This is a genomic window from Saccharomonospora amisosensis (genome assembly GCF_011761185.1).
Taxonomy (GTDB): domain Bacteria; phylum Actinomycetota; class Actinomycetes; order Mycobacteriales; family Pseudonocardiaceae; genus Saccharomonospora_A; species Saccharomonospora_A amisosensis.
On record NZ_JAAOYM010000001.1, the window covers coordinates 3,116,039 to 3,141,248 of the forward strand.

At 69.5% G+C, this 25,210-nt stretch carries 20 protein-coding genes and 1 pseudogene; 13 read left to right on the top strand and 8 right to left on the bottom strand.

The genetic code is table 11. The annotated features are described in order from the left end of the window. Window positions 1-218 precede the first annotated feature (218 nt). On the bottom strand, window positions 219-1,991 hold the full coding sequence (locus FHU38_RS15105; RefSeq protein WP_167171822.1) for a DEAD/DEAH box helicase: 1,773 nt from the start codon (window positions 1,989-1,991) through the stop codon (window positions 219-221). 211 nt (window positions 1,992-2,202) lie between these two features. Between FHU38_RS15105 and FHU38_RS15110 the strand changes: the two genes are divergently transcribed. Next, window positions 2,203-3,495 (top strand): YihY/virulence factor BrkB family protein, encoded by a 1,293-nt coding sequence (locus FHU38_RS15110; protein ID WP_167176109.1) that lies wholly within the window; start codon window positions 2,203-2,205, stop codon window positions 3,493-3,495. Here FHU38_RS15110 and FHU38_RS15115 read toward each other — a convergent pair. Then, a complete protein-coding gene (locus FHU38_RS15115) occupies window positions 3,465-3,710 on the bottom strand; it encodes a DUF3039 domain-containing protein (protein ID WP_167171825.1) in 246 nt (81 codons plus the stop codon). The two genes, FHU38_RS15110 and FHU38_RS15115, sit on opposite strands and share 31 nt — an antisense overlap. A gap of 84 nt (window positions 3,711-3,794) precedes the next feature. On the opposite strand from FHU38_RS15115, the gene FHU38_RS15120 reads away from it, so the two are divergent. Then, window positions 3,795-4,688 (top strand): pseudouridine-5'-phosphate glycosidase, encoded by an 894-nt coding sequence (locus FHU38_RS15120; protein ID WP_167176111.1) that lies wholly within the window; start codon window positions 3,795-3,797, stop codon window positions 4,686-4,688. A gap of 54 nt (window positions 4,689-4,742) precedes the next feature. Here FHU38_RS15120 and FHU38_RS15125 read toward each other — a convergent pair whose 3' ends face one another. Together FHU38_RS15125 and FHU38_RS15130 are read right to left on the bottom strand one after the other, a co-directional pair. Continuing rightward, window positions 4,743-5,093 carry a DUF3099 domain-containing protein gene (locus FHU38_RS15125; protein ID WP_167171828.1) on the bottom strand — a complete coding sequence of 117 codons (351 nt, stop codon included), beginning with the start codon at window positions 5,091-5,093 and terminating at the stop codon, window positions 4,743-4,745. A 6-nt stretch (window positions 5,094-5,099) separates the two neighbouring features. After that, window positions 5,100-5,815, bottom strand: a pseudogene (locus FHU38_RS15130) (M20/M25/M40 family metallo-hydrolase); the annotation flags it as partial. 185 nt (window positions 5,816-6,000) lie between these two features. Between FHU38_RS15130 and FHU38_RS15135 the strand changes: the two are divergent. From FHU38_RS15135 to FHU38_RS15160, 6 genes are all read left to right on the top strand, one after another. Further along, window positions 6,001-6,390, top strand: coding sequence for a hypothetical protein (locus tag FHU38_RS15135; protein WP_167171831.1), 390 nt, complete (start codon window positions 6,001-6,003; stop codon window positions 6,388-6,390). Beyond that, a complete protein-coding gene (gene eccCb / locus FHU38_RS15140) occupies window positions 6,362-10,684 on the top strand; it encodes a type VII secretion protein EccCb (protein WP_167171833.1) in 4,323 nt (1,440 codons plus the stop codon). Before FHU38_RS15135 ends, eccCb begins: the two co-directional genes overlap by 29 nt. A 31-nt stretch (window positions 10,685-10,715) precedes the next feature. Further along, the gene (locus FHU38_RS15145) at window positions 10,716-12,209 is read left to right on the top strand and encodes a DUF7782 domain-containing protein (protein ID WP_167171836.1); all 1,494 of its coding nucleotides are present in this window, start codon (window positions 10,716-10,718) and stop codon (window positions 12,207-12,209) included. Further along, window positions 12,206-12,631 (top strand): D-aminoacyl-tRNA deacylase, encoded by a 426-nt coding sequence (dtd, locus tag FHU38_RS15150; RefSeq protein WP_167171839.1) that lies wholly within the window; start codon window positions 12,206-12,208, stop codon window positions 12,629-12,631. The genes FHU38_RS15145 and dtd overlap by 4 nt, the downstream gene beginning before the upstream one ends. 264 nt (window positions 12,632-12,895) lie before the next feature. Next, entirely contained in the window at window positions 12,896-13,936 is a 1,041-nt protein-coding gene (locus FHU38_RS15155; RefSeq protein ID WP_167171842.1) for a sigma-70 family RNA polymerase sigma factor, read from the top strand. Window positions 13,937-14,173: 237 nt separating this feature from the next. Next, window positions 14,174-15,838 (top strand): fumarate hydratase, encoded by a 1,665-nt coding sequence (locus FHU38_RS15160; RefSeq protein ID WP_167171845.1) that lies wholly within the window; start codon window positions 14,174-14,176, stop codon window positions 15,836-15,838. 21 nt (window positions 15,839-15,859) lie between these two features. On the opposite strand, the gene FHU38_RS15165 is transcribed toward FHU38_RS15160, so the two are convergent. Both FHU38_RS15165 and FHU38_RS15170 read right to left on the bottom strand, forming a co-directional pair. Next, on the bottom strand, window positions 15,860-16,264 hold the full coding sequence (locus tag FHU38_RS15165; protein ID WP_167171848.1) for a TIGR03667 family PPOX class F420-dependent oxidoreductase: 405 nt from the start codon (window positions 16,262-16,264) through the stop codon (window positions 15,860-15,862). Window positions 16,265-16,395: 131 nt separating this feature from the next. Further along, complete coding sequence (locus FHU38_RS15170) at window positions 16,396-16,905, bottom strand: hypothetical protein (RefSeq protein WP_167171851.1); 510 nt, start codon at window positions 16,903-16,905, stop codon at window positions 16,396-16,398. Between the two features lie 41 nt (window positions 16,906-16,946). Between FHU38_RS15170 and FHU38_RS15175 the strand changes: the two genes are divergently transcribed. Continuing rightward, window positions 16,947-18,188, top strand: a complete 1,242-nt coding sequence (locus tag FHU38_RS15175; RefSeq protein ID WP_167171854.1) for an APC family permease — start codon at window positions 16,947-16,949, stop codon at window positions 18,186-18,188. Here the strand turns inward: FHU38_RS15175 and FHU38_RS15180 are convergent. Both FHU38_RS15180 and FHU38_RS15185 read right to left on the bottom strand, forming a co-directional pair. Continuing rightward, window positions 18,169-19,281, bottom strand: coding sequence for an NAD(P)H-dependent flavin oxidoreductase (locus tag FHU38_RS15180; RefSeq protein ID WP_167171858.1), 1,113 nt, complete (start codon window positions 19,279-19,281; stop codon window positions 18,169-18,171). The genes FHU38_RS15175 and FHU38_RS15180 overlap by 20 nt on opposite strands. 14 nt (window positions 19,282-19,295) lie before the next feature. Beyond that, window positions 19,296-20,912 (bottom strand): acyl-CoA synthetase, encoded by a 1,617-nt coding sequence (locus tag FHU38_RS15185; RefSeq protein WP_167171861.1) that lies wholly within the window; start codon window positions 20,910-20,912, stop codon window positions 19,296-19,298. Window positions 20,913-20,985: 73 nt separating this feature from the next. On the opposite strand from FHU38_RS15185, the gene FHU38_RS15190 reads away from it, so the two are divergent. The 4 genes from FHU38_RS15190 (at window position 20,986) to FHU38_RS15205 (ending at window position 25,184) form a co-directional block, all read left to right on the top strand. Beyond that, entirely contained in the window at window positions 20,986-21,777 is a 792-nt protein-coding gene (locus tag FHU38_RS15190) for a crotonase/enoyl-CoA hydratase family protein (RefSeq protein ID WP_167171864.1), read from the top strand. Window positions 21,778-21,913: 136 nt separating this feature from the next. Beyond that, entirely contained in the window at window positions 21,914-22,957 is a 1,044-nt protein-coding gene (locus FHU38_RS15195) for a Zn-ribbon domain-containing OB-fold protein (RefSeq protein ID WP_243852261.1), read from the top strand. Between the two features lie 10 nt (window positions 22,958-22,967). Then, window positions 22,968-24,020: a thiolase domain-containing protein gene (locus FHU38_RS15200; RefSeq protein ID WP_167171869.1), complete on the top strand. Its 1,053-nt coding sequence runs from the start codon at window positions 22,968-22,970 to the stop codon at window positions 24,018-24,020. A gap of 3 nt (window positions 24,021-24,023) precedes the next feature. After that, the gene (locus FHU38_RS15205; protein ID WP_167171872.1) at window positions 24,024-25,184 is read left to right on the top strand and encodes a thiolase domain-containing protein; all 1,161 of its coding nucleotides are present in this window, start codon (window positions 24,024-24,026) and stop codon (window positions 25,182-25,184) included. Window positions 25,185-25,210 lie beyond the last annotated feature (26 nt).

Consider the following 25,210-nt stretch of genomic DNA (forward strand, 5'->3'; position numbering starts at 1 on the left):
TCGCGGACGAGAGCGGGGAACTCGCGGACGAGAGCGGGGAACTCGCGGACGAGAGCGGGGAACTCGCGGACGAGAGCGGGGAACTCGCGGACGAGAGCGGGGAACTCGCGGACGAGAGCGGGGAACTCGCGGACGAGAGCGGGGAACTCGCGGACGAGAGCGGGGAACTCGCGGACGAGAGCGGGGAACTCGCGGACGAGAGCGGGGGACTCGCGCGGTTACCAGGAGCGGAGCGTGGCTATGCGCTCCTCGAGCTGCTCCACGGTCGCCATCGCGGTAGGCGGGCCACCGCACACCCGGCGCAGCTCGTTGTGGATGGCGCCATGAGGCTTGCTCGTGCGGTGGTGGTACAGGCCAACGAGCGTGTTGAGTTCCTTGCGCAGGGCCTTGATCCGCTCGTTCACCGACCGCGGGCGGAGCGCTGGCGCGGCGGCTGGGTCCTGCTCACCAGCCTTTGCGGCGGGCTTGCGCCGCCTGGCGTCGGCGAGCTGCTCCTCCTGCCGTTTCCGCAACAACGCACGCACCTGCTCGGGTTCCAGCAATCCCGGCAGTCCGAGGTACTCCTGCTCCTCCTCGCTGCCCGCGAACACGGCGGTGCCGAAGGAGTTGCCGTCGTAGATCACCTGATCCAGCTCGGCGGACGCGCCCAACGAGGTGAAGGCCTTCTCCTCCTCCCCTCGCTCGTCATCGGTGCGGTTGGCCGCGACCAGCAACTCGTCGTCCCAGCCGTCCTTCTCTCGATGCGGCTTGCCCAGCACGTGATCGCGCTCGGCCTCCAGCTCGCTGGCGAGTTCGAGCAGCACGGGCACACTCGGCAGGAACACGCTCGCCGTCTCCCCCGTCATGCGGGACCGGACGAAGCGGCCGATGGCCTGCGCGAAGAACAGCGGCGTCGATGCGCTCGTGGCGTAGACGCCCACCGCCAGCCTTGGCACGTCCACACCCTCGGAGACCATGCGCACGGCGACCAGCCAACGGCGGTCAACTGATTCGGCGAACTCGGCGATGCGCTTGGTGGCTCTTGGATCGTCGGAAAGCACGACCACCGGCGGCTCACCCGAGATCGTGGCGAGGAGCTTGGCGTAGGCGCGTGCCGAATCCTGGTCGGTGGCGATCACCAGGCCACCGGCATCCGGAATGCCACCGGCGCGCAACTGGGTCAACCGCGTGTCCGCGGCCTGCAACACCGACGGAATCCACTCCCCGCCCGGGTCGAGCGCGGTGCGCCACGCGCGCGCGGTTTGCTCGGCGGTCAGCGGTTCGCCAAGCCGTGCCGTGAACTCGTCCCCCGCACTGGTACGCCACGAAGCCTCACCCGAATAGGCCAGGAACACCACGGGACGCACAACGCCGTCGGCGAGCGCGTCGGCGTAGTTGTAGGCGTGATCGGCCTTGCTGCGCAGCGAGCCGTCCGCATCGGGCTCGTAGGTCACGAACGGGATCGGCGAGTCGTCGCTGCGAAACGGCGTGCCGGTGAGCGCGAGCCTTCGCACAGCGGGGGTGAACGCCTCGAACACCGCGTCTCCCCACGACTTGGCGTCGCCTGCGTGGTGGATCTCGTCGAGAATCACCAGAGTCTTGCGGTTCTCCGTGCGCACCCTGTGCATCGTCGGGTGAGCGGCCACCTGCGCGTACGTGAGCGCGACACCCTGGTAGTCGGAGGAGGTGACGCCCGTGGTGTTGCGGAAGTTCGAGTCGATCGCGATTCCCGCCGCCGCGGCAGCGCTCGCCCACTGGTGCTTGAGGTGCTCGGTCGGGGTGACGATGGTGACCGCCTCGACCGTGCGATCGGAAAGCAGCTCCGCGGCAATCCGCAGGCCGAACATGGTCTTGCCCGCGCCGGGAGTCGCGACGGCGAGAAAGTCCTTTGGCTTGCGCGTCAGGTACTTGGTGAGCGCCCGCCGCTGCCATGCTCGCAGCGGCCGGGACGTCGCGTCGTGTTGCGGCTCGGGTGCGGCGAACCCGTGCCGGGCCTGGGCCGTATCCGACACCGACGCTCCAACTCCTCACGAACCACACGGACACACGAAGGCCCCCACGACGGCGACCCGGCGCCCATGCCGGGTGCGCGGTGAGGGCGCGTCCGAAAGGGTACCCGTTGGGTCCGACGGCGCGCGGCGTTGGACACGCCAGGGGTCAGCAGCGGCGTGAACCCGCCCATGCACCATGCTTGAGGGCGAGATCGACACCCGAGGCGGCGGCATGACGGACGGTGAGGACGACCGCGCATCCGCGCGGCAGGCCAGGCGCAAGGTCCCCCTGCGCCTCGTGCGCCGCACGCTCAGCAAGGCATGGAGCGGCAACATCTTCTCCGAGGCCGCCGAGGCCGCGTTCTGGCAGACGCTTTCGCTGCCACCGCTGCTGCTCGGCCTGCTCGGCAGTGTCGGCTTCCTCGGCGACTGGTTCGGCGAGGCCGTCGTGACCGAGGTCCACGACCAGATCATCGGCTTCTCGGAGACGGTCTTCAGCGGCAGCGTGGTGAACCAGATCATCGAGCCGACCGTGGACGACATACTGACCACGGGTAAGGGCGAGATCGTCTCCGTCGGCTTCCTGATCTCGCTGTGGGCAGGCTCGTCGGCGATGTCGTCGTTCGTCGACGCGATCACGGTGGCCCACGACCAGTACGGCGTGCGCAACGAGGTCTGGCAGCGGATCTTCGCGCTGCTGCTTTACCTGGCGAGTCTGGTGCTGTTGGTGATCGGCCTGCCGATCATCGCGATCGGCCCCAACCTGCTGCCGGAGTTCTTCCCCTCCGACTGGCAGCCCGTGATCGCCTCGTGGGTGGGTGCGCTGTACTACCCGACGGTGGGAGTGCTGCTGGTGCTCGCGCTGGCGACGCTGTACAAGGTGGCGTTGCCACGCAAGCTGCCGTGGCATCGGGGGCTGCCCGGTGCGGGCCTCGCCATGGTCATCTTCCTGCTTTCCAGTGTCGGCCTGCGCTTCTACATCAGCTGGATCACCACGACCGGCTACACCTACGGCGCGCTGGCAACCCCCATAGCGTTCCTGCTGTTCACGTTCTTCATCGGGCTGGCGATCGTGGCGGGCGCGTACTTCAACAGCGCCATCCAGGAACTGTGGCCAGCGCGGATGACCCGCAGGCAGCGGCGCAAGTGGCGGCGGCTGGAGATGGTCAGGGCCAACGAGCGGCTGCGCGCCGGCGAGGGTGACAGCGCAAGCCTGTGGCAACGCACCACGATGCCACTACGTAGGCAACGCAGGCCCGACGAGGACAGCCAGGCCGAAGCCGGCACCGCGGCCACCAGCGACAGTGACCAAGCCGACCAGGCCGACCACAGTGACCAGGCCGACCACAGTGACCAGGCCGACCACAGTGACCAGGCCGACCACGGTAACCACGGCGAGGGCCGCCAACGCGAGCGGTCCGGTGAACCGGACCGCTCAGCGGGCGGGCGGCCGTCACCGCAGCGACGGCCGCCCGCACGGCAGGACCGGACGGGCTACTCGCCGCCGGGCGGCAGGTTCTCGTAGATCCGCTTGCAGTCCGGGCACACCGGAGAGCCCGGCTTCGGGGACTTGGTCACCGGGAAGACCTCGCCACACAGCGCCACCACGTGCGTGCCCATGACCGCGCTTTCGGCGATCTTGTTCTTACGCACGTAGTGGAACATCTGCGGCGCGTCGTCGTCGGTGGTGTCGGTACCCTCTGGACGGGTGTCGACTTCAGGCAACGTCTGCGTACTCACGTACCCAATGATGCCCCATCGCCCGCGAGCCGTCGCATAGGCGAAGATTCTGTCGTGACCAGCCTTCCCGCGGCCGACCTCGCGATGTCGGCCGAGGTCGCCGACGCGCTCGCCGACCGCCACCCCGTTGTCGCACTCGAGAGCACCCTGCTGGCGCACGGCCTGCCACCGGAGCACAACCTCAGGGTGGCCACCCGCATCGAGAGCACGGTTCGCGCGGCGGGCGCCGTTCCCGCCACGGTGGCTGTGCTGGACGGACAGGCGCTGGTGGGGTTGTCCGCGACCCAGCTGGAACGGGTGTGTACCGAGGACCTTGCCAAACTCTCGCTGCGTGACCTCGGGCCCGCGCTGGCCCTGCGCGGCTGCGGAGCCACCACCGTGGCGAGCACGGCGGTGCTCGCCGATGCCGCGGGCATCGGCGTTTTCGCCACCGGTGGCGTCGGCGGTGTGCACCATCCGCTGCCGGGCACGCCGGTCAGTTGGGACGTCTCGGCCGACCTCGGCGTGCTCGCGCGCACCCCGGTGCTGCTGGTGTGCTCGGGTATGAAGTCGATCCTCGACATCCCGGCGACCCTTGAGGTGCTGGAGAGCCATTCGGTGCCGGTGCTGGGCTACCGGACCGACGACTTCCCCGCCTTCTACCTGCGCTCGTCCGGCCTGCCGGTGCCGCACCGGGTGGACGAGCCCGCGCAGGTCGCTCGGGTGGTGGCCGCGCACGGCAGGTTCAGCGACTCCGGTGTGCTGCTGGCCAACCCGGTGCCAGCGGAGTTCGAACTTGACCGGGAACTGCACGACCGGCTGCTCACCGAAGGGTTGCGGCTGCTGGCCGGTGGCGAGGTACGCGGAGGCGACGTCACCCCCGCGATGCTGGAACACTTCCACACGGCCAGCGGCGGCGCGAGCCTGGCAGCCAATGAGGCGCTGGTGCTCGCCAACGCCGAACTCGGCGCGCGGGTGGCGGTTGAACTGGCGCGCTGACACCCGCGGGGTGGCCACCCGGCTCGGTGCGCCTGCCGTGAGCGGGAACGGTGGCTACTCGGACTCGATGACGCGGTGCGGTTTGCCCTCGATCGCCTTTCCGTGGCGCCGGTAGCGGCTCACGTCCTCGGAACGGCGCGGCGGACGGTCGTTGGCGATCAGCACCGCGACCCAGGGTAGCGGCACGGACAACACGATCAACGCCAGCGCGAGCCACCAGGTCTGGTAGAAGACGCCCGCCAGGATGAGGAAGGGGAACCGCATACCCATCATCAGCGCGTACTTTCGCTTGCGGGCAGCGAGCTGGTCGTCGTGGGAAGGCGCCGCCTCGGTGATCAGCACCGCAGCCGTGTGCTTGTCGTGCTCGTTCACCGGCCCACCTCCAAGGCTCCATGCTGCCACCATCGACGTTCAAGCGGTACCCGGACCGGGCAACCAGGCCAGGGCGGCCACCACGAGCGCTTCCACACCGGTACGCGATGTCGGGCGTGGCACGGGCGCGAACGCCGCGGAATGGTTGGAGGGTACGTCGGACTCGAACCGACCCGCCGCCATCGCGTCTAGCACCATGCGCTCGGCCAACCCGCCGACCAACCAGAACACCGAGGGTACGCCCGCGGCGGCGCCGAACTCGCCGAAGTCCTCGCTACCGGGGACCAGCGGCGCCTGGCCCGGCAGCCGCGGCGGGAAGTGAGGGCGGAAAGCCGTCTCCACCCGTTCGGTCGGTCGCGTCAGCACCCAGCCCGACGGTGCGGGGGCACGTGCTGACCGAGCACCACGTCCGGCTTCCCCGCCCGTTCGAAGAGCCCGTCCGCGATCATGCCGCGGGCTCCGCCTCCCGACTCCTCACCGGGCTGGAACGCCACCAGCACCGTTGCCGACCACAGCTGAGGTCGGCCCGCGAGCAGTGCCGCCGCGCCCAACAGCCATGCCGCGTGCATGTCGTGGCCGCAGGCGTGCATCACGGGCACTTCCCGCCCGTCCGTTTCGACCGCGCGAACGGTGCTGGCGTAGTCCAGCCCCGTGCGTTCCTCGACCGGTAGCGCGTCGATGTCGGCTCGCGGCAACACGTCGGGGCCGGGGCCATTGCTCAGCACGCCGAGCACCCCGGTACCGCGAATGCCGGTGCAGGGTCCACGCAGAGCTGTTCCAGATCCGGCAGCAGCCTTTCCAGACCGCAGAGGACGCCGGTGACGCGGTCGCGGCTCACACCCGCCAGCTGACCACCACCCACTCGCAACCGCCCGAATCGCCGTCGCCGCTGGTATACAGTCGCAAGACAATCCGTGAGCGTTGTCGCACTGGGGGTGTCGTGCCGGATCTGCTGTTGCGGCTGGCCTCTGCCGATGAGTCGCCATCCACCGTCGAGCAGCACACCGTGCGGCTCGGCCACGACCTGACCGTGTCGGGCGTGCTGAGTGTGCGGCGGCCGCGTGCGGCCGTCCCTGAGGGCGCGAAGTCGGGCGGTACGGCCGGCGTCGGCGAACTCGTTCTCACCGGCGTGCTCTCCGCGAGCACGGTCGCGGCCGTAACGCGCCTGATCGGTGAGTACCTCAAGCGGCACGCGGGCAGGTCGGTCACAGTACGGCGTGGCGACACCGACATCACCCTCACCGGGCAGTCCCAGCGCGACCAGTTGGAGCTGCTCACCACGCTTCTCGCCGAGGCCGACGATGACCAGCAGCACACGCGAGCAGAGTGACACCCGCACCGGCGAGCGGCACGCGCTGCTCATCGCCAACTCGCAGTACCTCGACGTCCGGTTGCGCCAACTGCGCGCGCCCGCCGAGGATGCCCGGCACCTGCGAGAGCTGCTGCTCGACCCGGCGATCGGCTACTTCGACACGGCCACCAAGATCATCGACGGGTCCAAGAGCGAGATCGAGGAACAGATCGAACTGCTGTTCGCCGAACGCAAGCCGGACGATTTCGTACTGCTCTACATCTCCGGCCACGGTATCCGCAACGACAACGGGCAGCTGTTCTTCGCCGCGTGCAACACCCGGCTGTCGCTGCCGCGCTCAACCGCGATCGCCGGTTCGTTCGTGCAGTCGCTGCTGGACGAATGCCAGGCGGGTGCGAAGCTGGTGCTGCTCGACTGCTGCTACAGCGGGGCGTTCACGCAGGGAATGGTGCCGAAGTCAGCCGGAACCGGCGATCCGCTCGCACAGCAGGTCGCCGGGCGCGGCACCTGCGTCATCACGGCCACCGATGAGCTGGAGTACGCCTTCGAGGGTGAGCACCGCTACTTCGAACGGCCCGTGCACCGTTCGGTGTTCACCACCTCGGTGATCAAGGGACTGGAGACGGGGCTGGCCGACCTCGACCGTGACGGCGTGATCACTGGTGACGAGCTGTACCGCTTCGTCTTCCAGGACGTCAGCGGCCAGGGCAAGCAGACACCGACCAGGCACAACCAGCTCAGGGGCGACTTCACGATCGCCAAGACCAGGTTGGCGGCGGTCGGGTTGCACCACGGCGGCAAGCCGGTCCCCGTGAAGCTCGACGACGTGCTGCCGCCAGCCGGTGGGCAGCCGACCCGGTCGGGCCGGACACCGTTGACGACGCCGGTGGGCCGCACGGCGGAACCGCTCGGTAACGCCGGCATCGTGCAACTGGACCTGACCGGCCAGGGCGGGCACATCGCGGTGGTCGGCCAGCTGCACTCCGGCAAGTCGACCTTCCTGCAAACCCTCGTGGTGGGGCTTTCACTGACCCACAGCCCGCAGGAGGCGCAGTTCTACTGCGTCGACCCCGGCGGGCAGCTCACCGGGCTTTCCGGGCTTCCGCACGTGCGCACCGTGCTCGACCCCGCGGAGTCCGCACCGCTGCGCGCGATGCTCGAACGGCTCAACACCGTGCTGGCGCAGCGCAAGCGACTGTTCCGGCAACACCGGTTGTCCTCCGCCGATGCGTTTCGCACCGCGCGCGGCGAGAGCACCCTGCCGCCCGGCGAGCACGCCGACGTGTTCCTGATCGTGGACGGCTGGGAACAGGCCACCCGCTGGGAGCCCGAGCTGGTCTCCACCGTGCACGACCTCGCAAGCGACGGGCTGCATTTCGGGCTGCACGTGCTGGTCACCGCCCGCAGCTGGCGCGAGATCCCCGAAGACCTGGAACGGCTGCTGCTGGGGAAGGTGGAACTGCGGCTCAGTGACCCCGCCGAGTCGCGGATCGACCCCGAAGTCGCCGCGACCCTGCCCAAGCACTCCGGGTACGGGTTGCACGAAGGTGGCCGGTTCATCGTGGCGAGGCCCGACGTGGACGGCGTGGGCAACGATCTCGACGCGGTGATCGACTCCGTCGGGTCCGACGACGACGCCGAGGCCGACGACGGCTGGCTGCCGGAACTGCGCACCGAAACGCTGGTGCGGCAGCACCCCGCGTTGGACAACCCGTCGCTGCTGGAACTGCTGGGGCTACCGCGCAACCTCATCGCGTTCGACGTGCAGCGCGCGTGGCGGAGCAAACCCGTCGAGCAGCGGTACCGGGTGCCGTTCGGGGTCGACGACTCGGGTCAGCCGGTTGAGCTCGACATCAAGGAGGCCGCGCGGGGTGGGATGGGGCCGCACGGGCTGTGTATCGGGGCGACCGGCTCCGGCAAGTCGGAGCTGCTGCGCACCCTCGTGGTGGGGTTGATGGCCACCAACTCCTCCGCGGCACTGAACTTCGTCCTGGTGGACTTCAAGGGCGGTGCGACGTTCGCGGGCCTGGAGCGCGCCCCGCACACCTCGGCGGTCATCACCAACCTCGCCGACGACCTCGCGCTCGTCGACCGCATGATGGACGCGCTGAACGGCGAGCTGACCCGGCGGCAGGAGCTGCTGCGCGACGCGGGCGGGTTCGCTGGCGTGTGGGAGTACGAGCAGGCCCGCGAGTCCGGCGCGCGGATCGATCCGCTTCCCGCGCTGTTCATCGTGGTGGACGAGTTCTCCGAGTTGCTCACGGCCAAGCCGGAGCTTGTCGACGCGTTCGTGGCCGTCGGCAGGCTCGGCCGATCGCTGCGGATGCACCTGCTGCTGGCCTCGCAGCGGCTTGAGGAAGGCAAGCTGCGGGGTCTGGATTCACATCTGTCCTACCGGATCGGGCTGCGGACCTTCTCCGCAGCGGAGTCGCGGGCAGTCCTCGGCACCGCCGAGGCCTACGAGCTGCCGAGAGAGCCCGGTTTCGGCTACCTGCGTTTTGACTCGGGCACGATGGTGCGGTTCAGGTCCGCCTGCGTGTCGAACCCGCACCCCACCGACCCGCGACGCAGTGAGCTCGACGTGATCGTTGACCGGTTGGCCGGCCAGGGCACGCCTGCGCATCGGGTGTGGTTGCCCCCGCTGTCGGAGTCGCCGACGCTCGACGGCTTGTTGCCGAACCTGAATCCTACGGAGGACAGGGGCCTTTCGCCGGTGGGGTTTTTCGGTAACGGGCGGTTGCAGGTGCCGTTGGGGATCGTGGACCGGCCCTACGAGCAGCGGCGTGACCCGTTGTGGGCGGATTTCTCGGGTGGTGCCGGGCATGGGGTGGTGATCGGTGGTCCGCAGTCGGGCAAGTCGACGATGTTGCGGACGCTGGTGATGTCGATGGCGTTGACCCACACGCCGCAGGAGGCGCAGTTTTACTGCATCGATCTCGGTGGTGGCACGCTGGCGGGACTGAACGGGCTGCCCCACGTCGGCATGGTGGCCACTCGCCGCGAGCAGGAGAAGGTGCGCCGCACGGTGGCGGAGCTTGTCACGCTGGTGAACGAGCGGGAGGCCCGCTTCGGTGCGCTGGGCGTGGACTCGATGAACGACTTCCGCAACCGCAAGCGCCGGGGTGAGATCACCGCCGAGCAGGACCCGTTCGGCGACGCGTTTCTCGTGGTCGACGGCTGGCGGGCGCTGCGTGACGACTTCGAGGACCTGGAAGCGCAGATCACCAGCCTGGCGGTGCGGGGACTGGCCTACGGCGTGCACGTGATCATCGCGTCCAACCGCTGGGCCGACTTCCGGCCGGCCATCAAGGACATGCTGGGCACGCGGTTCGAGCTGCGATTGGGTGACCCGATCGAGTCCGAGATCGACCGGCGCGCGGCCGCGGGGGTGCCGCACGGTCGCCCCGGTCGCGGACTGACCGCTGACAAGCTGCACTTCCTCGTGGCGCTGCCACGTATCGACGGCTCCGCCGAGCCTGCCACCGTCGGTGCCGGGCTCGCGGAGGCGGTGACCGAGGCGGCATCACACTGGGACGGCAGTGCGGCACCGAAAGTGCGCCTGCTACCACGGCAACTGCCACGGCAGGAGCTGCTGGCGCTCGACCGGTACCCGGACGGCAGGCTGGTGCCGATCGGGGTCAACGAGGACGAGTTGGCGCCGGTGTATCTGGACTTCGATGCCGAGCCGCACTTCTTGGCCTACGCCGACGGCGAGTCGGGCAAGACCAACCTGTTGCGGCAGATCGTGCGCGGCATCACCGAGCGCTACTCCAAGAAGGAAGCGGTGCTGATCCTCGTCGACTACCGGCGCACCATGCTCGGCTTCGTCGAGGGTGATCAGTTGCTGGGATACGCGGTGTCGGCCAACCAGCTGGAAGGCATGATCAAGGAGGTCGCGCAGTCGATGGCCAAGCGGCTGCCCGGCCCCGACGTCACCCCGCAGCAGTTGAAGGAACGGTCCTGGTGGACCGGGCCGGAGCTGTTCGTCGTGGTCGACGACTACGACCTGGTGGCCACCTCCACCAGCAACCCGCTGCGCCCGCTGTCGGAGTACCTGGCCCAGGCCAAGGATGTCGGCCTGCACGTGGTGGTTGCCCGCCGCACCGGAGGCGCCGCCCGCACCGGCATGGACCCGATCATCGGCAAGCTGAAGGAACTCGCCACACCCGGCATCGTGATGAACGGCTCCCGCGAAGAAGGGGCGCTGCTTGGCGGGGTCCGGCCGACCTCGCAGCCGCCGGGCAGGGGCATCCTGGTCGACCGCAGATCCGGCGGGCAACTGGTGCAGGTCGCGCTGTATCCCGAGGAGTAGCCCTGCCCTCGGCGTGCGACGATGACCTCTCGTGAACGGTGACCTTCCCGAGTTCTCCCCGGAGTTCTGCGCCCGGCTGCGCGAAGCGCTGACCAGGGAGCGCTACGACGCCGACGGCGTGGTGGAGGCGCTCGGTACGCGCGCGCACGCCGCGCTCGGCCGGGGTGAGCCGGTGCCCGCCGAGCGCGCCAGCAGGGACGCCGGGGCGCTAGGCACACTCATCCGGCTGTTCCTGCTCGGCACCGCCGAGCCGGAGGCCGAGGTGCGCGCCGCGTTGCGCCCGTTGCCCGTGGCGGACGCGGTGGGCCAGGGCCTGCTGCGCGCCGACGGCGACCTGCTGCGCGCGGGTCTCGACGTCCGGCCGCACGGCGACGAGCAGGGCTCCTGGTGGGTGGTCTCCGACCTCGACTCGGATGCGCTCGGGCATCCGGTGCCCGCCGACCATGTGCTCGGCGTGGGGCATGCCTCGCTGAGCCTGGTCAGGGCCACCAGCCGCCGCCCCGTGAACTCGCTGCTCGACGTGGGCACCGGCAACGGGGTGCAGGCGTTGCACGGCAGCAGGCACGCCCGGCACATCACCGCCACCGACGTCTCCGCTCGCGCCCTGGCGCTGGCGAGGGCGACGTTCCTGCTCAACGAGTTGGACGTCGAGCTGCGCAGCGGGGAGTGGTTCGCCCCGGTGGCGAGGCGGCGATTCGACGAGATCGTGTGCAACCCGCCGTTCGTGGTCGGTCCCCCACGGGTGGACTACGTGTACCGCGACTCCGGTCTCGCCGGTGACGACGCCAGCGCGCTCGTGGTCCGGCAGTTGCCCGGTTTCCTGACCGAGGGCGGGGTGGGCCATGTGCTCGCCTCGTGGTTGCACGTGGCGGGTGAGGACTGGGCCGACAGGGTGAGCGCCTGGCTACCCCCGGAGACCGACGCGTGGTTCGTGCAGCGGGACGTGGCCGATCCCGAACTCTATGTCGGGACCTGGCTGCGCGACGCCGGTATCGAGCCCCGTTCCGCCGAGGGCAGGGCGAAGGCGGGCGAGTGGCTGGACTGGTTCCGGCAGCGGCAGGTGGAAGGTGTCGGCTTCGGGTTCGTCACCCTGCGCCGCGTCGAGAGCGGAGAGCCAACCGTGGTGTGCGAGGACCTGCGCCAGGCCTACGACGACCCGCTCGGTGCGGAGGCCGCCCACTGGCTCGACCGCGTCCAGTGGTTGCGGGAAACCGGCACGCGGCTGCTGGACACCACGTTCCGAGTGCCTGACACGGTGGTGCTTGAACGCATAGCGTCACCGGGCGAGGACGGCTGGACCACCGACGTGCTGCGGCTGCACCGCACCGACGGTCCCGGCTGGCAGCACGAGCTCGACGAGCTGTCGGCCGCCCTGCTCGCCGGGTGCCGGGGTGCGCTGCCGTTGCGCGACCTGCTCCAGCTACTCGCGGCCGCGCACGGGGCCGACGCGGACACGCTCGCGGCTGACGCGCTGCCCGCCGTGACCCAACTGGTGCGGCACGGGATGTTGGAGGTCGTCCGGTGAGGGCTGTCGCCGCGCGTGTCACCGAGGCAACCGTCACGGTGGACGGCGAGGTCGTCGGCGCGATCGGCGAACCCGGCCTGCTCGTGCTGCTCGGCGTGCACGTCGAGGACACGCCTGCGCAGGCGGAGAAGATGGCGCGCAAACTGTACGAACTGCGCATCCTGCGCGACGAGCAGTCGTGTGCCACGGCCGGGGCCCCGCTGCTGGTTGTCAGCCAGTTCACGCTCTACGGCGACACCCGCAAGGGCCGCCGTCCATCGTGGACGGCGGCGGCTCGGCCGGAGCGGGCGCAGGAGCTGGTCTCGGCTGTGGTGGCCGAGCTGCGCGCGCGGGGCGCCCGCGTGGAGACCGGCCGGTTCGGCGCGATGATGTCGGTACACAGCGTCAACGACGGTCCCTTCACGGTGTTGATCGAGGTTTAGGCCCGCTTCGGCGCGTGCACTCCCTTTCCAGTGGTTCCGTCGGGCCGCACCGGGCTGGGCATCGACACGGCCGCGGAGTTGTGCTCGTTGGGAGCCCAAGGGCCCGGGTACACGTTCGCGGGAACGATTTCGAACCCGGTGACGTTGATCCGGGTGTCCAGCCAAGTTGCTGGGCTCGTGCGTGGGGTTCCACAGGCCCGGCGCACGACGCGCAACGCAGGCGTGAGAGGTAGCACACGTCAGCCCGTTGACCGGGGAGGCAAGATGTCCGTCCAGACTCTCGAACGTGAGGCCCGTGGGATCCGTGAGCGAGAGATCCCTGTGCCCACCGTCGAGTACGACACGGCACCCTTAGGTGCCACGGCACAGGAAGAGCCGGATCTGGACGCGCAGGGCCCTGCCGCCGACCTGGTCCGGGTGTACCTCAACGGGATCGGCAAGACAGCCCTGCTGACCGCCGAGGAAGAGGTCGATCTCGCCAAGCGGATCGAGGCCGGGGTCTTCGCGCAGCACGTTCTCGACACCTCCGAGGAGCTGCCCAGGCAGCGCAGGGTCGAGCTGACCGCGCTGGTGCGCGACGGCCAGCGCGCCAAGAACCACCTGCTACAGGCCAACCTTCGACTGGTGGTTTCGCTGGCCAAGCGCTACACTGGCCGCGGCATGCCGCTGCTCGACCTGATCCAGGAGGGCAACCTGGGGCTGATCCGTGCCGTCGAGAAGTTCGACTACTCCAAGGGTTTCAAGTTCTCCACCTACGCCACCTGGTGGATCCGCCAGGCCATCACCCGTGGCATGGCCGACCAGGGCCGCACGATCCGACTGCCGGTGCACCTGGTGGAGCAGGTCAACAAGCTGGCCCGGATCAAGCGGGACCTGCACCAGCAACTCGGCCGCGAGGCCACACACGGGGAACTGGCGGCCGAGGCGGGCATCGCGGAGGAGAAGGTGGCGAGCCTGCTGGACCACGCGCGGGACCCGGTGAGCCTCGACATGCCGGTCGGCTCCGAGGAGGACGCCCCGCTGGGCGACTTCATCGAGGACGCCGAGGCCACCGACGCCGAGAGCGCGGTCATCTCCGGACTGTTGCAGGATGACCTGCGGCGCGTGCTCGCCACCCTGGACGACCGGGAGCAGCACGTCATCAGGCTGCGCTACGGACTCGACGACGGTCAGCCCCGCACGCTCGACCAGATCGGCAAGCACTTCGGGCTGTCAAGGGAGCGCGTGCGGCAGATCGAGCGTGAAGTGATGTCCAAGCTGCGCCAGGGAGAGCGCGCCGACCGGCTGCGCGCCTACGCCAGCTGACGCCACCACACCGGACACAGGCGGTGCGACCCAGCAGACAGGGCCGCACCGCCTGCGGGTGCGGGTCTCGAGCCGGTCGGGGACGAGCCGTTCGCGGTAACTCCCCGGCCGTGCTGCTACCGTCCTGCCGCCCGCGCGGCGTGATCTGTGTCGCGCACGGTGCGGGCTTGCTCCACCACGGTCACCGCGGCGCGGTACGGTCTAGGCCCCCCTGACCACGCGCGACGGAGCCGAGCTGTGACTGCCTCTTCGTTCCAGCACACCGAAGTCCTGCCGCTCGGCAAGGACACCACCACCGAGTACCGCCTCGTCACCACAGAGGGCGTGCGGGTCGTCGAAGCCGCGGGCCGCCGCTTCCTCGAGGTGGACCCAGCCGCGCTGACGACGCTGGCGCGTGTCGCCATCAGCGACATCCAGCACCTGCTGCGGTCGTCACACCTCGCACAGTTGCGTGCGATCGTGGATGATCCCGAGGCCAGCGGCAACGACCGATTCGTCGCGATGGACCTGCTGCGCAACGCGGCCATCTCGGCGGGAGGTGTCTTGCCGATGTGCCAGGACACCGGCACCGCCATCGTGATCGGCAAACGCGGCGAGGGAGTGCTCACCGGTGGCGGCGACGAGGCGGCGCTGTCCCGCGGGATCTTCGAGGCCTACCAGGAGCTGAACCTGCGGTACTCGCAAATGGCACCGCTGAACTTCTGGGAGGAACGCAACACCGGCACGAACCTGCCCGCGCAGATCGAGCTGTACCACCACGACGGCTCCGGTGCCGACCCCGCCTACGAGTTCCTGTTCATGGCCAAGGGCGGCGGCAGCGCCAACAAGTCCTTTCTCTACCAGGAGACAAAGGCCGTGCTGAACCCCAAGCGCCTTGCCAGGTTTCTCGACGAGAAGCTGCGCAGCCTGGGTACGGCGGCCTGCCCGCCGTACCACCTCGCGATCGTCGTCGGTGGCATGTCGGCCGAGTACAACCTCAAGGTCGCCAAACTGGCATCGGCACGCTACCTCGACGAGCTGCCGAGGGAGGGTTCGGCGCTGGGGCACGGCTTCCGCGACATGGAGCTCGAGCAGCAGGTGCTGGAGATGACCAGGCAGTTCGGCATCGGTGCCCAGTTCGGCGGCAAGTACTTCTGCCACGACGTCCGGGTGATCCGGCTGCCCCGCCACGGCGCTTCCTGTCCGGTGGGGATCGCGGTGTCGTGTTCGGCCGACCGCCAGGCCAAGGCGAAAATCACCGCTGAGGGTGTGTTCATCGAGCAACTGGAGCGCGACCCGGCCCGGTTCCTGCCCGAGGTCACCGACGACGAGTTGTCCGAAGAGGTCGTGGCGGTGGACCTGAACCGGCCGATGGACGCCATTCGCGAACAACTGTCGCGACTGCCGGTGAAGACGCGGCTGAGCCTCACCGGACCGCTGGTGGTCGCGAGGGACATCGCGCACGCCAAGATCGCCGACCGGTTGGAGGCGGGCGAGCCGATGCCGCGGTACCTGCGCGACCATCCCGTCTACTACGCGGGGCCGGCGAAGACACCGGACGGCTACGCCTCGGGCTCGTTCGGCCCGACGACCGCGGGCCGGATGGACTCCTACGTGGAACAGTTCCAGGCCGCCGGTGGATCACTGGTGATGCTCGCGAAAGGCAACCGCTCCAGGAAAGTCACCGAGTCCTGCCGTGCTCACGGCGGGTTCTACCTCGGCTCGATCGGTGGCCCTGCCGCGCGGCTGGCTCAGGACTGCATCAAGCAGGTGGAAGTCCTCGAGTATCCGGAGCTGGGTATGGAGGCGGTCTGGAAGATCGAGGTGGAGGACTTCCCCGCCTTCATCGTCATCGACGACAAGGGCAACGACTTCTTCGCCGAGACCTCAGAGCCCGTGCTGCAGATTTCCTTCCGAAGCTGACAGTCTGACAGCCCAGCCCTGTCAGAAACCCCAGCTTCGGTTGGGGGTGATCCGGACAGGGACGGAGTAGGAGGCGTCGAAGCTGTCGGTGTCGTGCCCGATCGCCGGGTAGGCCTGCTCGTACTTGGCGAGGTAACCCGGTGTCTGCGAGGGTTTGCGCCCCTCGTCGTCGAGCCGCGCGGTACCGCTGATCACCAGCACGTCGCCGCCTTCGGCGTCGCTGTTGAAGTGCAGCGTCACGGCCGGGTTGCGCCTGATGTGTTCGAGCTTTCTCGTACCGGGTTGGCTGAACACGTGGAAGTGCTCGCCGTCGAAGACGAACCAGACCGGGCGCGGCGCGGGCCTGCCCGTGGGAGTCACCGTGGTCAGCCACGCGATCCGGTCGTCCGCGTGGCGCAACAACTGCGAGGTCGGTCGGAAGGTCATGCCGCGAGTGTGCCCGGTGCGGCACGAGCGAAGCGGCCGAACCCGACCCGGTCAGCCGGTCGAGGGTGCGCAGGCCCTGTCCTGCTGTCCGAGCCCGGCGCGGGGGTCCTGCCGTACCGTCGTCTCCGGCGTCACGTCTCGCGTGCCTCGTAGGTCAGCACCACCATCCGCTCCCCCAGTGGTTCGTCGAGCGTGATCGTGAGCGGCGGGTAGCGCATGTCCATCGTGCACGCGATGTCCTTGCTGGTCGGCTTGGTCTCGACCATGGTGACGGCGACCCGATCGCCCCGCTGCTCCCCCAGTTCGGCGCTGGCCTTGCTGCACCCACCTTCCTGGCCCACGATCCGCAGCGTGCGTCCGTCGCCGGTCACCGAGACCTCCACGGGATAGCCGCGCGGCAGCGCCGAGGCGTCCACCCGCTCCGGCGGCACGGGTGTGCCCTCGTCCGCAGCGGGCGGCTGCACGGGCTTTCGGCCCGCGCCTTGCCCAGACTCCCTCGGCAGCTCAACGGGAGCGCGGCCAGCATCGTTGTTACCGGCACCGCCCGAGCCTGGTTGGACATCGCCCTGCTGGGCGCACCCGGCCCCGACGGCGCCGAGTACCACGACACTCACACCGATGATCGCCTGTTTCCACCTCATGTTGGAAAGGACGTAACCAGCACACCGGTAGGTTGCAGCGCATGGCCGGGGAATCACTCGCACGCAGGCTCGGCACGTCGGACGCGGTCGTGGTTGGCCTCGGCGCGATGTTGGGTGCCGGGGTGTACGTGGCGTTCGCGCCCGCGGCGAGCGCCGCCGGGTCCGGCCTGTTGCTCGGGCTCGCCGTGGCCGCCGTGGTCGCCTACTGCAACGCGACCTCGTCGGCGAGGCTGGCCTCGCGCTACCCCGCATCGGGCGGCACCTACGTGTACGGCAGGCAACGGCTCGGGCCGTTCTGGGGTTACCTGGCTGGCTGGGGGTTCGTGACCGGAAAGGTCGCCAGCTGTGCGGCGATGGCGCTGACGGTCGTCACCTACACCGCGCCGGGGCTGGGTCAACCGTGGCGGGGCCTGCTCGCGGTCGCCGTCGTGACCGCGCTGACGGCACTGAACTACCGCGGCATCCAGCGCTCCGCGGCGGCGACGAGGGTGCTGGTTTCGCTGAGTCTGCTGGTGCTGGCGGCCGCCGTGGTGACGATCGTGGTCGCGGGCGACCCGAGGGCTTCCCGGCTGACGCCGTTTCCCGGCACCGACGCGCCAGGGGTGCTGGAGTCGGCAGGCCTGCTGTTCTTCGCCTTCGCCGGTTACGCCCGCATCGCCACGCTCGGTGAAGAGGTCAGCAGGCCACAGCACACGATCCCGAGGGCCATCCCGATCGCGCTCGGGATCGTGCTCGCCGTGTACGCGGCGGTGGCCGTGGCGACGCTGCTACAGCTCGGACCAGCCGCCCTCGCGGCGAGCGACGACCCGCTCGCTGAGGCGGTGTCGGGTACGGCCTGGTCAGCTCTCGCGCCGGTGGTCAGAGCCGGTGCCGCGGTGGCGGCGCTCGGCGCGCTGCTCGCCCTGGTGTTGGGGGTGTCGAGGACCGTGCTGGCGATGGCGCGCGACGGCAACCTGCCGCGTGCGCTGGCCGCGATCCATCCCCGGTTCCGGGTGCCGCACCGCGCGGAGCTGGCCGTCGGTGCTGTCGTGGCGCTGCTGGCCTCGTTCGCCGACCTGCGCGGCGCGATCGGGTTCTCCTCCTTCGCGGTGCTGGTCTACTACGCGATCGCCAACGCCAGTGCGTGGACGCTGCGTGCAGGCAGGCTGGTTCCGGCCGTCGGCCTGCTCGGCTGCCTGCTGCTGGCGTTCAGCCTGCCGTGGCCATCGGTGCTCGCGGGCGCGGCGGTACTGGCGGTGGGTGCGGCGGCCTACGCCGTGCGTGTCAGCTCTGCTTCACGCTGACCATCCTGGTCACCGCCTCGTCGAACTCGGCGACCATCTCCGAGAGCACGTCGGCGACCGGGCGGACGTCGTTCATCCTGCCGACGATCTGCCCGACGGGCATGGAGACCACGGACGGGTCGGCAGCGGCGTGGATGCGGTTGTGCGCGGGCGAGACGAGCAGGTTCTGCAGCGGCATCGGGAGCGGTTCCGGTGCGTCCGGCGCCGACCACGCCTCGGTCCAGCGGGTCTTGAGCAACCGGGCGGGCTTGCCGGTGTAGATCCGGGTGCGAACGGTGTCCGACGAAGTAGCCTGCACCAGCGCCTGCTGCACGGCCTGCGACTCCGGCATCGTCTCCAGGTACTCGCGGGTGGTCAGCCAGATCGACCCGGTCCACACGCCCGCGGCGCCGAGCGCGAGCGCGGCCGCGGCCTGCCTGCCGGAACCGATGCCGCCTGCCGCGAGAACGGGCACCTCGCGCCCCACCGCGTCGGCGATCTCGGGAAGCAGCACCATCGAAGCGATCTCGCCGGTGTGGCCACCAGCTTCGTAGCCCTGGGCCACGACGATGTCCACCCCGTTGTCGACGTGCCGCCGAGCGTGCTCCGCCTTGCCCGCCAGCGCCGCGACCGGCACACCGTGCTCGTGTGCCTGCTCGATGACGTCGACCGGCGGTGAGCCGAGCGCGTTGGCGATCAGCTTGATCGGGTGCTTGAGCGAGACCTCGACATGTGAGCGCGCCACCGAGTGCAGCCAGCCGAGCACGCCCGCGCGCTCCTCGGTGTCTTCCGGCAGCTCCGGAACACCGAGCTGGGCGAGCGTGCGCTCCACGAACGCCTTGTGCTCGTCGGGAATCAGCTTGCTCAGATCCATCGAGCTGCCCTCGGTGGGCACCTTCGACGGCATCACGATGTCCACACCATAGGGCTTGCCGTCGGTGTTCTCGTCCATCCAGCCGAGCACCTTGTCGAGCTCGTCGGCATCGTTAAACCGAACGCAGCCGAGGACACCGAGCCCTCCTGCCTTGCTGATGGCGGCTGCGACGTGCTGCGACGGTGTGAACCCGACGATCGGCAGATCGATCCCGAGCGTGTCGCACAACGCGGTGCGCATTCTTCGACGTCCTCCTACGCGTTGAGCTTGGCGGCCGGCTCGTGCTCGGCCGCGTGGCGTTGTGCCCACGGATAGTCGGGCTTGCCGCTAGGCAGCCGTCCGATCTGGTCGACGACCCACATGCTGCGGGGCACTTTGTAGCCTGCGATCTCGTTCCTGACATGCGCCTCGATGTCCGCGAGGTCGGGTTCGACACCCTCGCGCGGCTCGATGATCGCGCCCACCCGCTGCCCGAGTCGCTCGTCCGGCACACCGATGACCAGCGCGTCGAACACCTGCGGGTGCGACTTGAGCGCGCCCTCGACCTCCTCGGGGAACACCTTCTCGCCACCGGTGTTGACGCACTGCGACCCGCGTCCCAGCAGGGTCACCGTGCCGTCCTCCTCGTAGCGGGCGAAGTCGCCGGGCACCACGTAGCGGGTGCCGTCGATCTCCACGAAGATCGTCTCGGTCTTCGCCGGGTCCTTGTAGTAGCCCAGCGGCACGTGACCGCGCCTGGCGATCCTGCCCACGGCGCCGGGCGTCGGCTCGACGAGCCCGCCGTCGTCGTCGACGAGGATCGCGTCCTTGCCGAAGTTCACCCGTGGCCCGGCGGAGTGGTCCGCGTCACGGGAGGCCATCCCGATGCCGGTGAAGCCGCTCTCGGACGAACCGATGGCGTCGGTGAGCACGATGTTGGGGAACGTCTCCAGGTACTCCTGCTTCACCGAGTGCGAGAACAGCGCGGCGTGGCTGGAGAAGGCCACCAGCGAGGAGGCGTCGTAGCCGCCGCGGCGGTAGGCGTCCAGCAGTGGCCTCGCCATCGCGTCACCGACGACGGTGAGCACGTTGACCTTGTGCTCCTGTACCGCTCGCCAGATCTCGTGCGGGTCGAACTGCGGCACGAACACCACGGTTCCGCCGGCGAACAGCGCACCGAAGGCGGCCCACTGCGCGGCGCCGTGGATGAGCGGAGCGGCGGGTAGCCGGACCAGCGCGCCCTGCTTGCCCTGCTCGGCGAGCGTCCACTCGTCGGGCACGTACTCGCCGGTGACGAAGTCGATGCCGCCGCCGAGCGCACGCCAGACGTCCTCGTGGCGCCACATCACGCCCTTGGGATAGCCCGTGGTACCGCCGGTGTAGAGGATGTAGAGGTCGTCGGAGCTGCGCTCGTCGAAGTCGCGTTCCGGCGAGCTCTGCGCCATCGCGGCCTCGTACTCCACCCCGCCGTAGGTCGAGAAGTTCCCGTCGCTGCCGTCCTCCACGACTACAACGTGTTTCAGATCGGGCGCCTCGGGAAGCACTCCGGCTACCCGCTCGGAGTACTGCCGCTCGTGTACGAGAGCGACCAGGTCGGCGTTGGTGAACAGGTACCTCAGCTCACCGTGCACGTACCGGTAGTTGATGTTGATCGCGATGGCGCGGAGCTTGTACGCCGCGAACATCGTTTCGATCATCTCAATGGAGTTCCGCGAGTACACGCCGATGTGATCGCCCTTGCCCACCCCGTTACTCGCGAGGTGGTGGGCCAGCCGGTTGGCACGCTCGTCCAGCTGGGCATAGGTCAGCCGCCGGTCCCCGCAGATAACCGCGGTGCGGTCCGGCACGGCGTCCACGGCGTGCTCGAGGAGGTCCGCGATGTTGAAAGCCACGCAGATAAACTAGAACATGTTATCGTTTCAGGCAATGGGTCAACGGATTGAAGGATCGCGGATGGAGTCGCGGATGGAAGAGCAACCGCACGCGCTGGTGGAACAACGCGGGCACACGCTCGTGGTGACGATGAACCGGCCGCACGCACGCAACGCGCTCAGCGGGGAGATGCTGGCGATCATGACGCAGGCATGGGACCGCGTCGACGCCGATCCCGAGATCCGCAGTTGCGTGCTGACCGGCGCGGGGGGCGCGTTCTGCGCGGGCGCCGACCTGAAGTCGATGAGCCGCAACAGCCCCTCCAACGCGTTCGACAAGGGCTCGTTCGACCCCAGTCGCATGGACGGGCTGCTCAAGGGGCGAAGGCTCAGCAAGCCGTTGATCGCGGCGGTGGAGGGACCCGCCATCGCAGGCGGCACGGAGATCCTGCAAGGAACCGACATCCGCGTCGCGGGCGAGAGCGCGAAGTTCGGGGTCTCGGAAGCGCGCTGGGGGCTGTTCCCGCTCGGCGGGTCGGCCGTTCGACTGCCGAGGCAGATCCCGTACACCGTGGCCGCCGAGATCCTGCTGACCGGCAAGCACATCACCGCGGCGGAGGCGAAGGACATCGGGCTGATCGGGCACGTGGTGCCCGACGGCACGGCGCTGGACCGCGCGCTGGAGATCGCCGACCGGATCGCCGAGAACGGGCCGCTGGCCGTGCAGGCCATCCTGCGCACGATCCGCGACACCGAGGGCATGCACGAGGAGGAGGCCTTCAAGCTGGAGGCACAGTACGGAGTCGGCGTGTTCGCCAGCGACGACGCCAAGGAAGGCCCGCGCGCCTTCGCCGAGAAGCGCAAGCCCCGGTTCCAGGGCCGCTGACGCGGACGGTGGCCCGTCGCCGACCCAGGGCAGGCGCGACGGGCCACCGCAGTACCTCGGGCGGCCACTCCACACATCTCTCTACGAGAACCTGTTGCAGATATTGCGGCGGAAACCCAGTTGACAGGCCGCGCCGATGCTTGCCGATAAATCGAGAACGTGTTTCACTTCGGTCGTGACTTCAGCCGCAACCGAGACAGAGCAGACCCCACTGTCAGCTCCGCTGAACGTGGGCTTCGACTACACCCGCTCGGTCGGCCCCGTTCTCGGGCACTTCGTCAACGCACTTCGGCAGCGACGCATAGTCGGCATCCGGGGCAGCGACGGCCGGGTGCACGTGCCGCCGGTCGAGTACGACCCGCACACCGCCGAGGCGCTGACCGAGTTCGCCGACGTCGCCGACGAGGGCACCGTGGTGTCGTGGTCGTGGGCGCCCGAACCACTCGAGGGTCAACCGATCCAGCGCCCGTTCGCCTGGGCACTCATCCGGCTCGACGGTGCCGACACCGCACTGCTGCACGCGGTGGACGCGGGCTCGGCCGCCAAGATGCGCACCGGAATGCGGGTGCGGGTCCGCTGGGCCGACGAGCCGGTGGGGCACATCCGTGACATCGCCTACTTCCTGCCCGTCGACGCTCCACCCGACGACCCGGCCCCCACACCGCCACCGCCGCCGGTGGTGGAGCGCGAGGAGGGCAGCCCGGTCACCACGGTGGTGACACCCGTCCACCTCAGCTTCGAGCACTCGGTGTCTCCCGAGGAGAGCCGCTACCTGCGTGGACTCGCCGAGGGCAGGCTCATCGCCCAACGCTGCCCGGCCTGCGGCAAGGTCTACATCCCACCGCGCGGCGCGTGCCCCACCGACGGCGTGCCGACCGTGGAAGAAGTGGAGCTGCCCGACACCGGCATCGTCACCACGTTCTGCATCGTCAACGTGCCCTTCCTCGGGCAGCGCATCAAGCCGCCCTACGTGGCGGCCTACATCCTGCTCGACGGCGCCGACATCCCGTTCCTGCACCTCGTGCTCGGCTGCGAGGCCTCCGAGGTCCGGATGGGAATGCGGGTGCGGGCGGCCTGGAAGCCGCGGCAGGAGTGGTCCACGACGCTGGAGAACATCGCCCACTTCGAGCCGACCGGCGAACCGGACGCACCGTACGAGTCCTACGCCCACCACCTGTGAGGGGAACACGATGAACGATGTGGCGGTGGTCGGGTTCGCGCAGGCGCCCTGCGTGCGGCGCACCCACGGCACTACCAACGGCGTTGAGATGCTGGTTCCGATCTTCGCCGAGGTCTTCGAGCAAACCGGGTTGACCAAGGCCGACATCGGCTTCTGGTGCTCCGGCTCCTCGGACTACCTCGCGGGCAGGGCCTTCTCCTTCATCGCCGCGGTCGACGCGATCGGCGCGTTCCCGCCGATCCACGAGTCGCACGTGGAGATGGACGCGGCATGGGCGCTGTACGAGGCGTGGCTGAAGATCCGCATGGGCGAGGTGGACACCGCGTTGGTCTACGGCTTCGGCAAGGCCTCGGCAGGCGAGCTGCGCAGGGTGCTGTCGCTGCAGCTCGACCCGTACGTGATGGCGCCGCTGTGGCCGGACTCCATCGGCATCGCGGGGCTACAGGCCCGGCTGGGCATGGACGCCGGATTGTGGAGCGAGAAGGACCTCGCCGAGGTGGCGGCCCGCAGCAGACGCGACGCGACGAGCAACCCGTTCGCACAGCTGAGCGGGGATGTCGAGGCGGCACGGTTGCTTGAGGAGCCGCTCGTGGCCGACCCGCTGCGGGCACACGACATCGCACCGGTGACCGACGGCGCCGCCGTGATCGTGCTCGCCTCCGTGGAGCGGGCACGCGACATCGTCGAACGGCCCGCCGTGATCACCGGTATCGAGCACCGCATCGACTCCCCCGTGCTCGGCGCCAGGGATCTGACCCGCTCGCCGTCGACAGAGCGAGCCGGACTCGCCGTCGGCGCGCGGGACGTGGAGATCGCCGAACTGCATGCGCCCTTCACCCACCAGGAACTCATCCTGCGCGACGCACTCGGTTTCGGCGACGACGTCCGGATCAACCCCTCCGGCGGAGCGCTCACCGGGAACCCGATGTTCTCGGCCGGCCTGACCCGCATCGGTGAGGCCGCGAGACAGATCCTGGCGGGCAACGCGAGTCGCACATTGGGCCACGCCACGAGTGGTCCCGCCTTACAGCAGAACCTTGTGGCCGTACTGGAGAGGGGCTGATCCGTGGGCAAGCAACGCACCGCCGTCCTCGGCACCGGGCAGACGCACCACCGCGCCAAGCGCACCGACGTGTCGATGCCGGGGCTGCTGCGGGAGGCCGTCGACCGTGCGATGGCCGACGCGCGGGTGGACTGGTCCGAGATCGACGCCGTGGTCGTGGGCAAGGCGCCCGACCTGTTCGAGGGCGTGATGATGCCCGAGTTGTTCCTCGCCGACGCTCTCGGCGCCAACGGCAAACCGCTGCTGCGGGTGCACACCGCGGGCTCGGTCGGCGGCTCCACCGCGCTGGTGGCGGCGAGCCTGATCCAGTCGGGCGTGCACCGCAGGGTGCTCACCGTCGCGTTCGAGAAGCAGTCCGAATCCAACGCCATGTGGGCGCTTTCGATCGCGCCGCCGTTCCATATGCCGGTCGGCGCGGGCGCGGGGGGCTACTTCGCACCCCACGTGCGGTCCTACATCCGCCGATCGGGAGCACCCGAGCACGTCGGCGCGATAGTGGCGGCCAAGGACCGGCGCAACGGGGCGCTGAACCCGCACGCGCATCTGCGGCAGGCCGACATCACCGTCGAGTCGGTGCGGGCCTCGCAGATGCTGTGGGACCCGATCCGCTACGACGAGACCTGCCCCTCCTCCGACGGCGCCTGCGCGATGGTGCTCGGCGACGAGGCCGCGGGCGACGCTGTGGAGGGTGGCGCGGCGTGGCTCCACGCGACGGCGATGCGCACCGAACCGACCACCTTCGCGGGGCGCGACCAGGTGAACCCACAGGCGGGCAGGGACGCGGCCGCGGCGCTGTGGAAGGAGGCGGGGATCACCGACCCGTTGTCGCAAGTAGACACGGCCGAGATCTACGTGCCGTTCTCCTGGTTCGAGCCGATGTGGCTGGAGAATCTCGGCTTCATGCCGGAAGGCGAGGGTTGGAAGCTCACCGAGTCCGGTGAGACCGCACTCGGCGGGCGGCTACCGATCAACCCCTCGGGCGGCGTGTTGTCGTCCAACCCGATCGGCGCCTCCGGGATGCTGCGATTCTCCGAGGCCGCCAAGCAGGTGATGGGCCGTGCGGGCGACTACCAGGTGGACGGTGCCAGGATCGCGCTCGGCCACGCCTACGGCGGCGGGTCGCAGTACTTCTCCATGTGGGTCGTTGGAGCCGACAAGCCCTGAGGACAAGAAACCGCCCGGCCCCCTTC

What these genes read in the sequence shown, in the direction of transcription:
- FHU38_RS15170 (WP_167171851.1), bottom strand. Translation starts at nt 16,905, where the DNA reads ATGAGGTGGAAACAGGCGATCATCGGTGTGAGTGTCGTGGTACTCGGC.
- FHU38_RS15125 (WP_167171828.1), bottom strand. Translation starts at nt 5,093, where the DNA reads ATGGTGGCAGCATGGAGCCTTGGAGGTGGGCCGGTGAACGAGCACGAC.
- FHU38_RS15180 (WP_167171858.1), bottom strand. Translation starts at nt 19,281, where the DNA reads ATGCGCACCGCGTTGTGCGACACGCTCGGGATCGATCTGCCGATCGTC.
- FHU38_RS15155 (WP_167171842.1), top strand. Translation starts at nt 12,896, where the DNA reads ATGTCCGTCCAGACTCTCGAACGTGAGGCCCGTGGGATCCGTGAGCGA.
- FHU38_RS15175 (WP_167171854.1), top strand. Translation starts at nt 16,947, where the DNA reads ATGGCCGGGGAATCACTCGCACGCAGGCTCGGCACGTCGGACGCGGTC.
- eccCb (WP_167171833.1), top strand. Translation starts at nt 6,362, where the DNA reads ATGACCAGCAGCACACGCGAGCAGAGTGACACCCGCACCGGCGAGCGG.
- FHU38_RS15195 (WP_243852261.1), top strand. Translation starts at nt 21,914, where the DNA reads ATGCTTGCCGATAAATCGAGAACGTGTTTCACTTCGGTCGTGACTTCA.
- FHU38_RS15200 (WP_167171869.1), top strand. Translation starts at nt 22,968, where the DNA reads ATGAACGATGTGGCGGTGGTCGGGTTCGCGCAGGCGCCCTGCGTGCGG.
- FHU38_RS15110 (WP_167176109.1), top strand. Translation starts at nt 2,203, where the DNA reads ATGACGGACGGTGAGGACGACCGCGCATCCGCGCGGCAGGCCAGGCGC.
- FHU38_RS15165 (WP_167171848.1), bottom strand. Translation starts at nt 16,264, where the DNA reads ATGACCTTCCGACCGACCTCGCAGTTGTTGCGCCACGCGGACGACCGG.
- FHU38_RS15120 (WP_167176111.1), top strand. Translation starts at nt 3,795, where the DNA reads ATGTCGGCCGAGGTCGCCGACGCGCTCGCCGACCGCCACCCCGTTGTC.
- FHU38_RS15190 (WP_167171864.1), top strand. Translation starts at nt 20,986, where the DNA reads ATGGAAGAGCAACCGCACGCGCTGGTGGAACAACGCGGGCACACGCTC.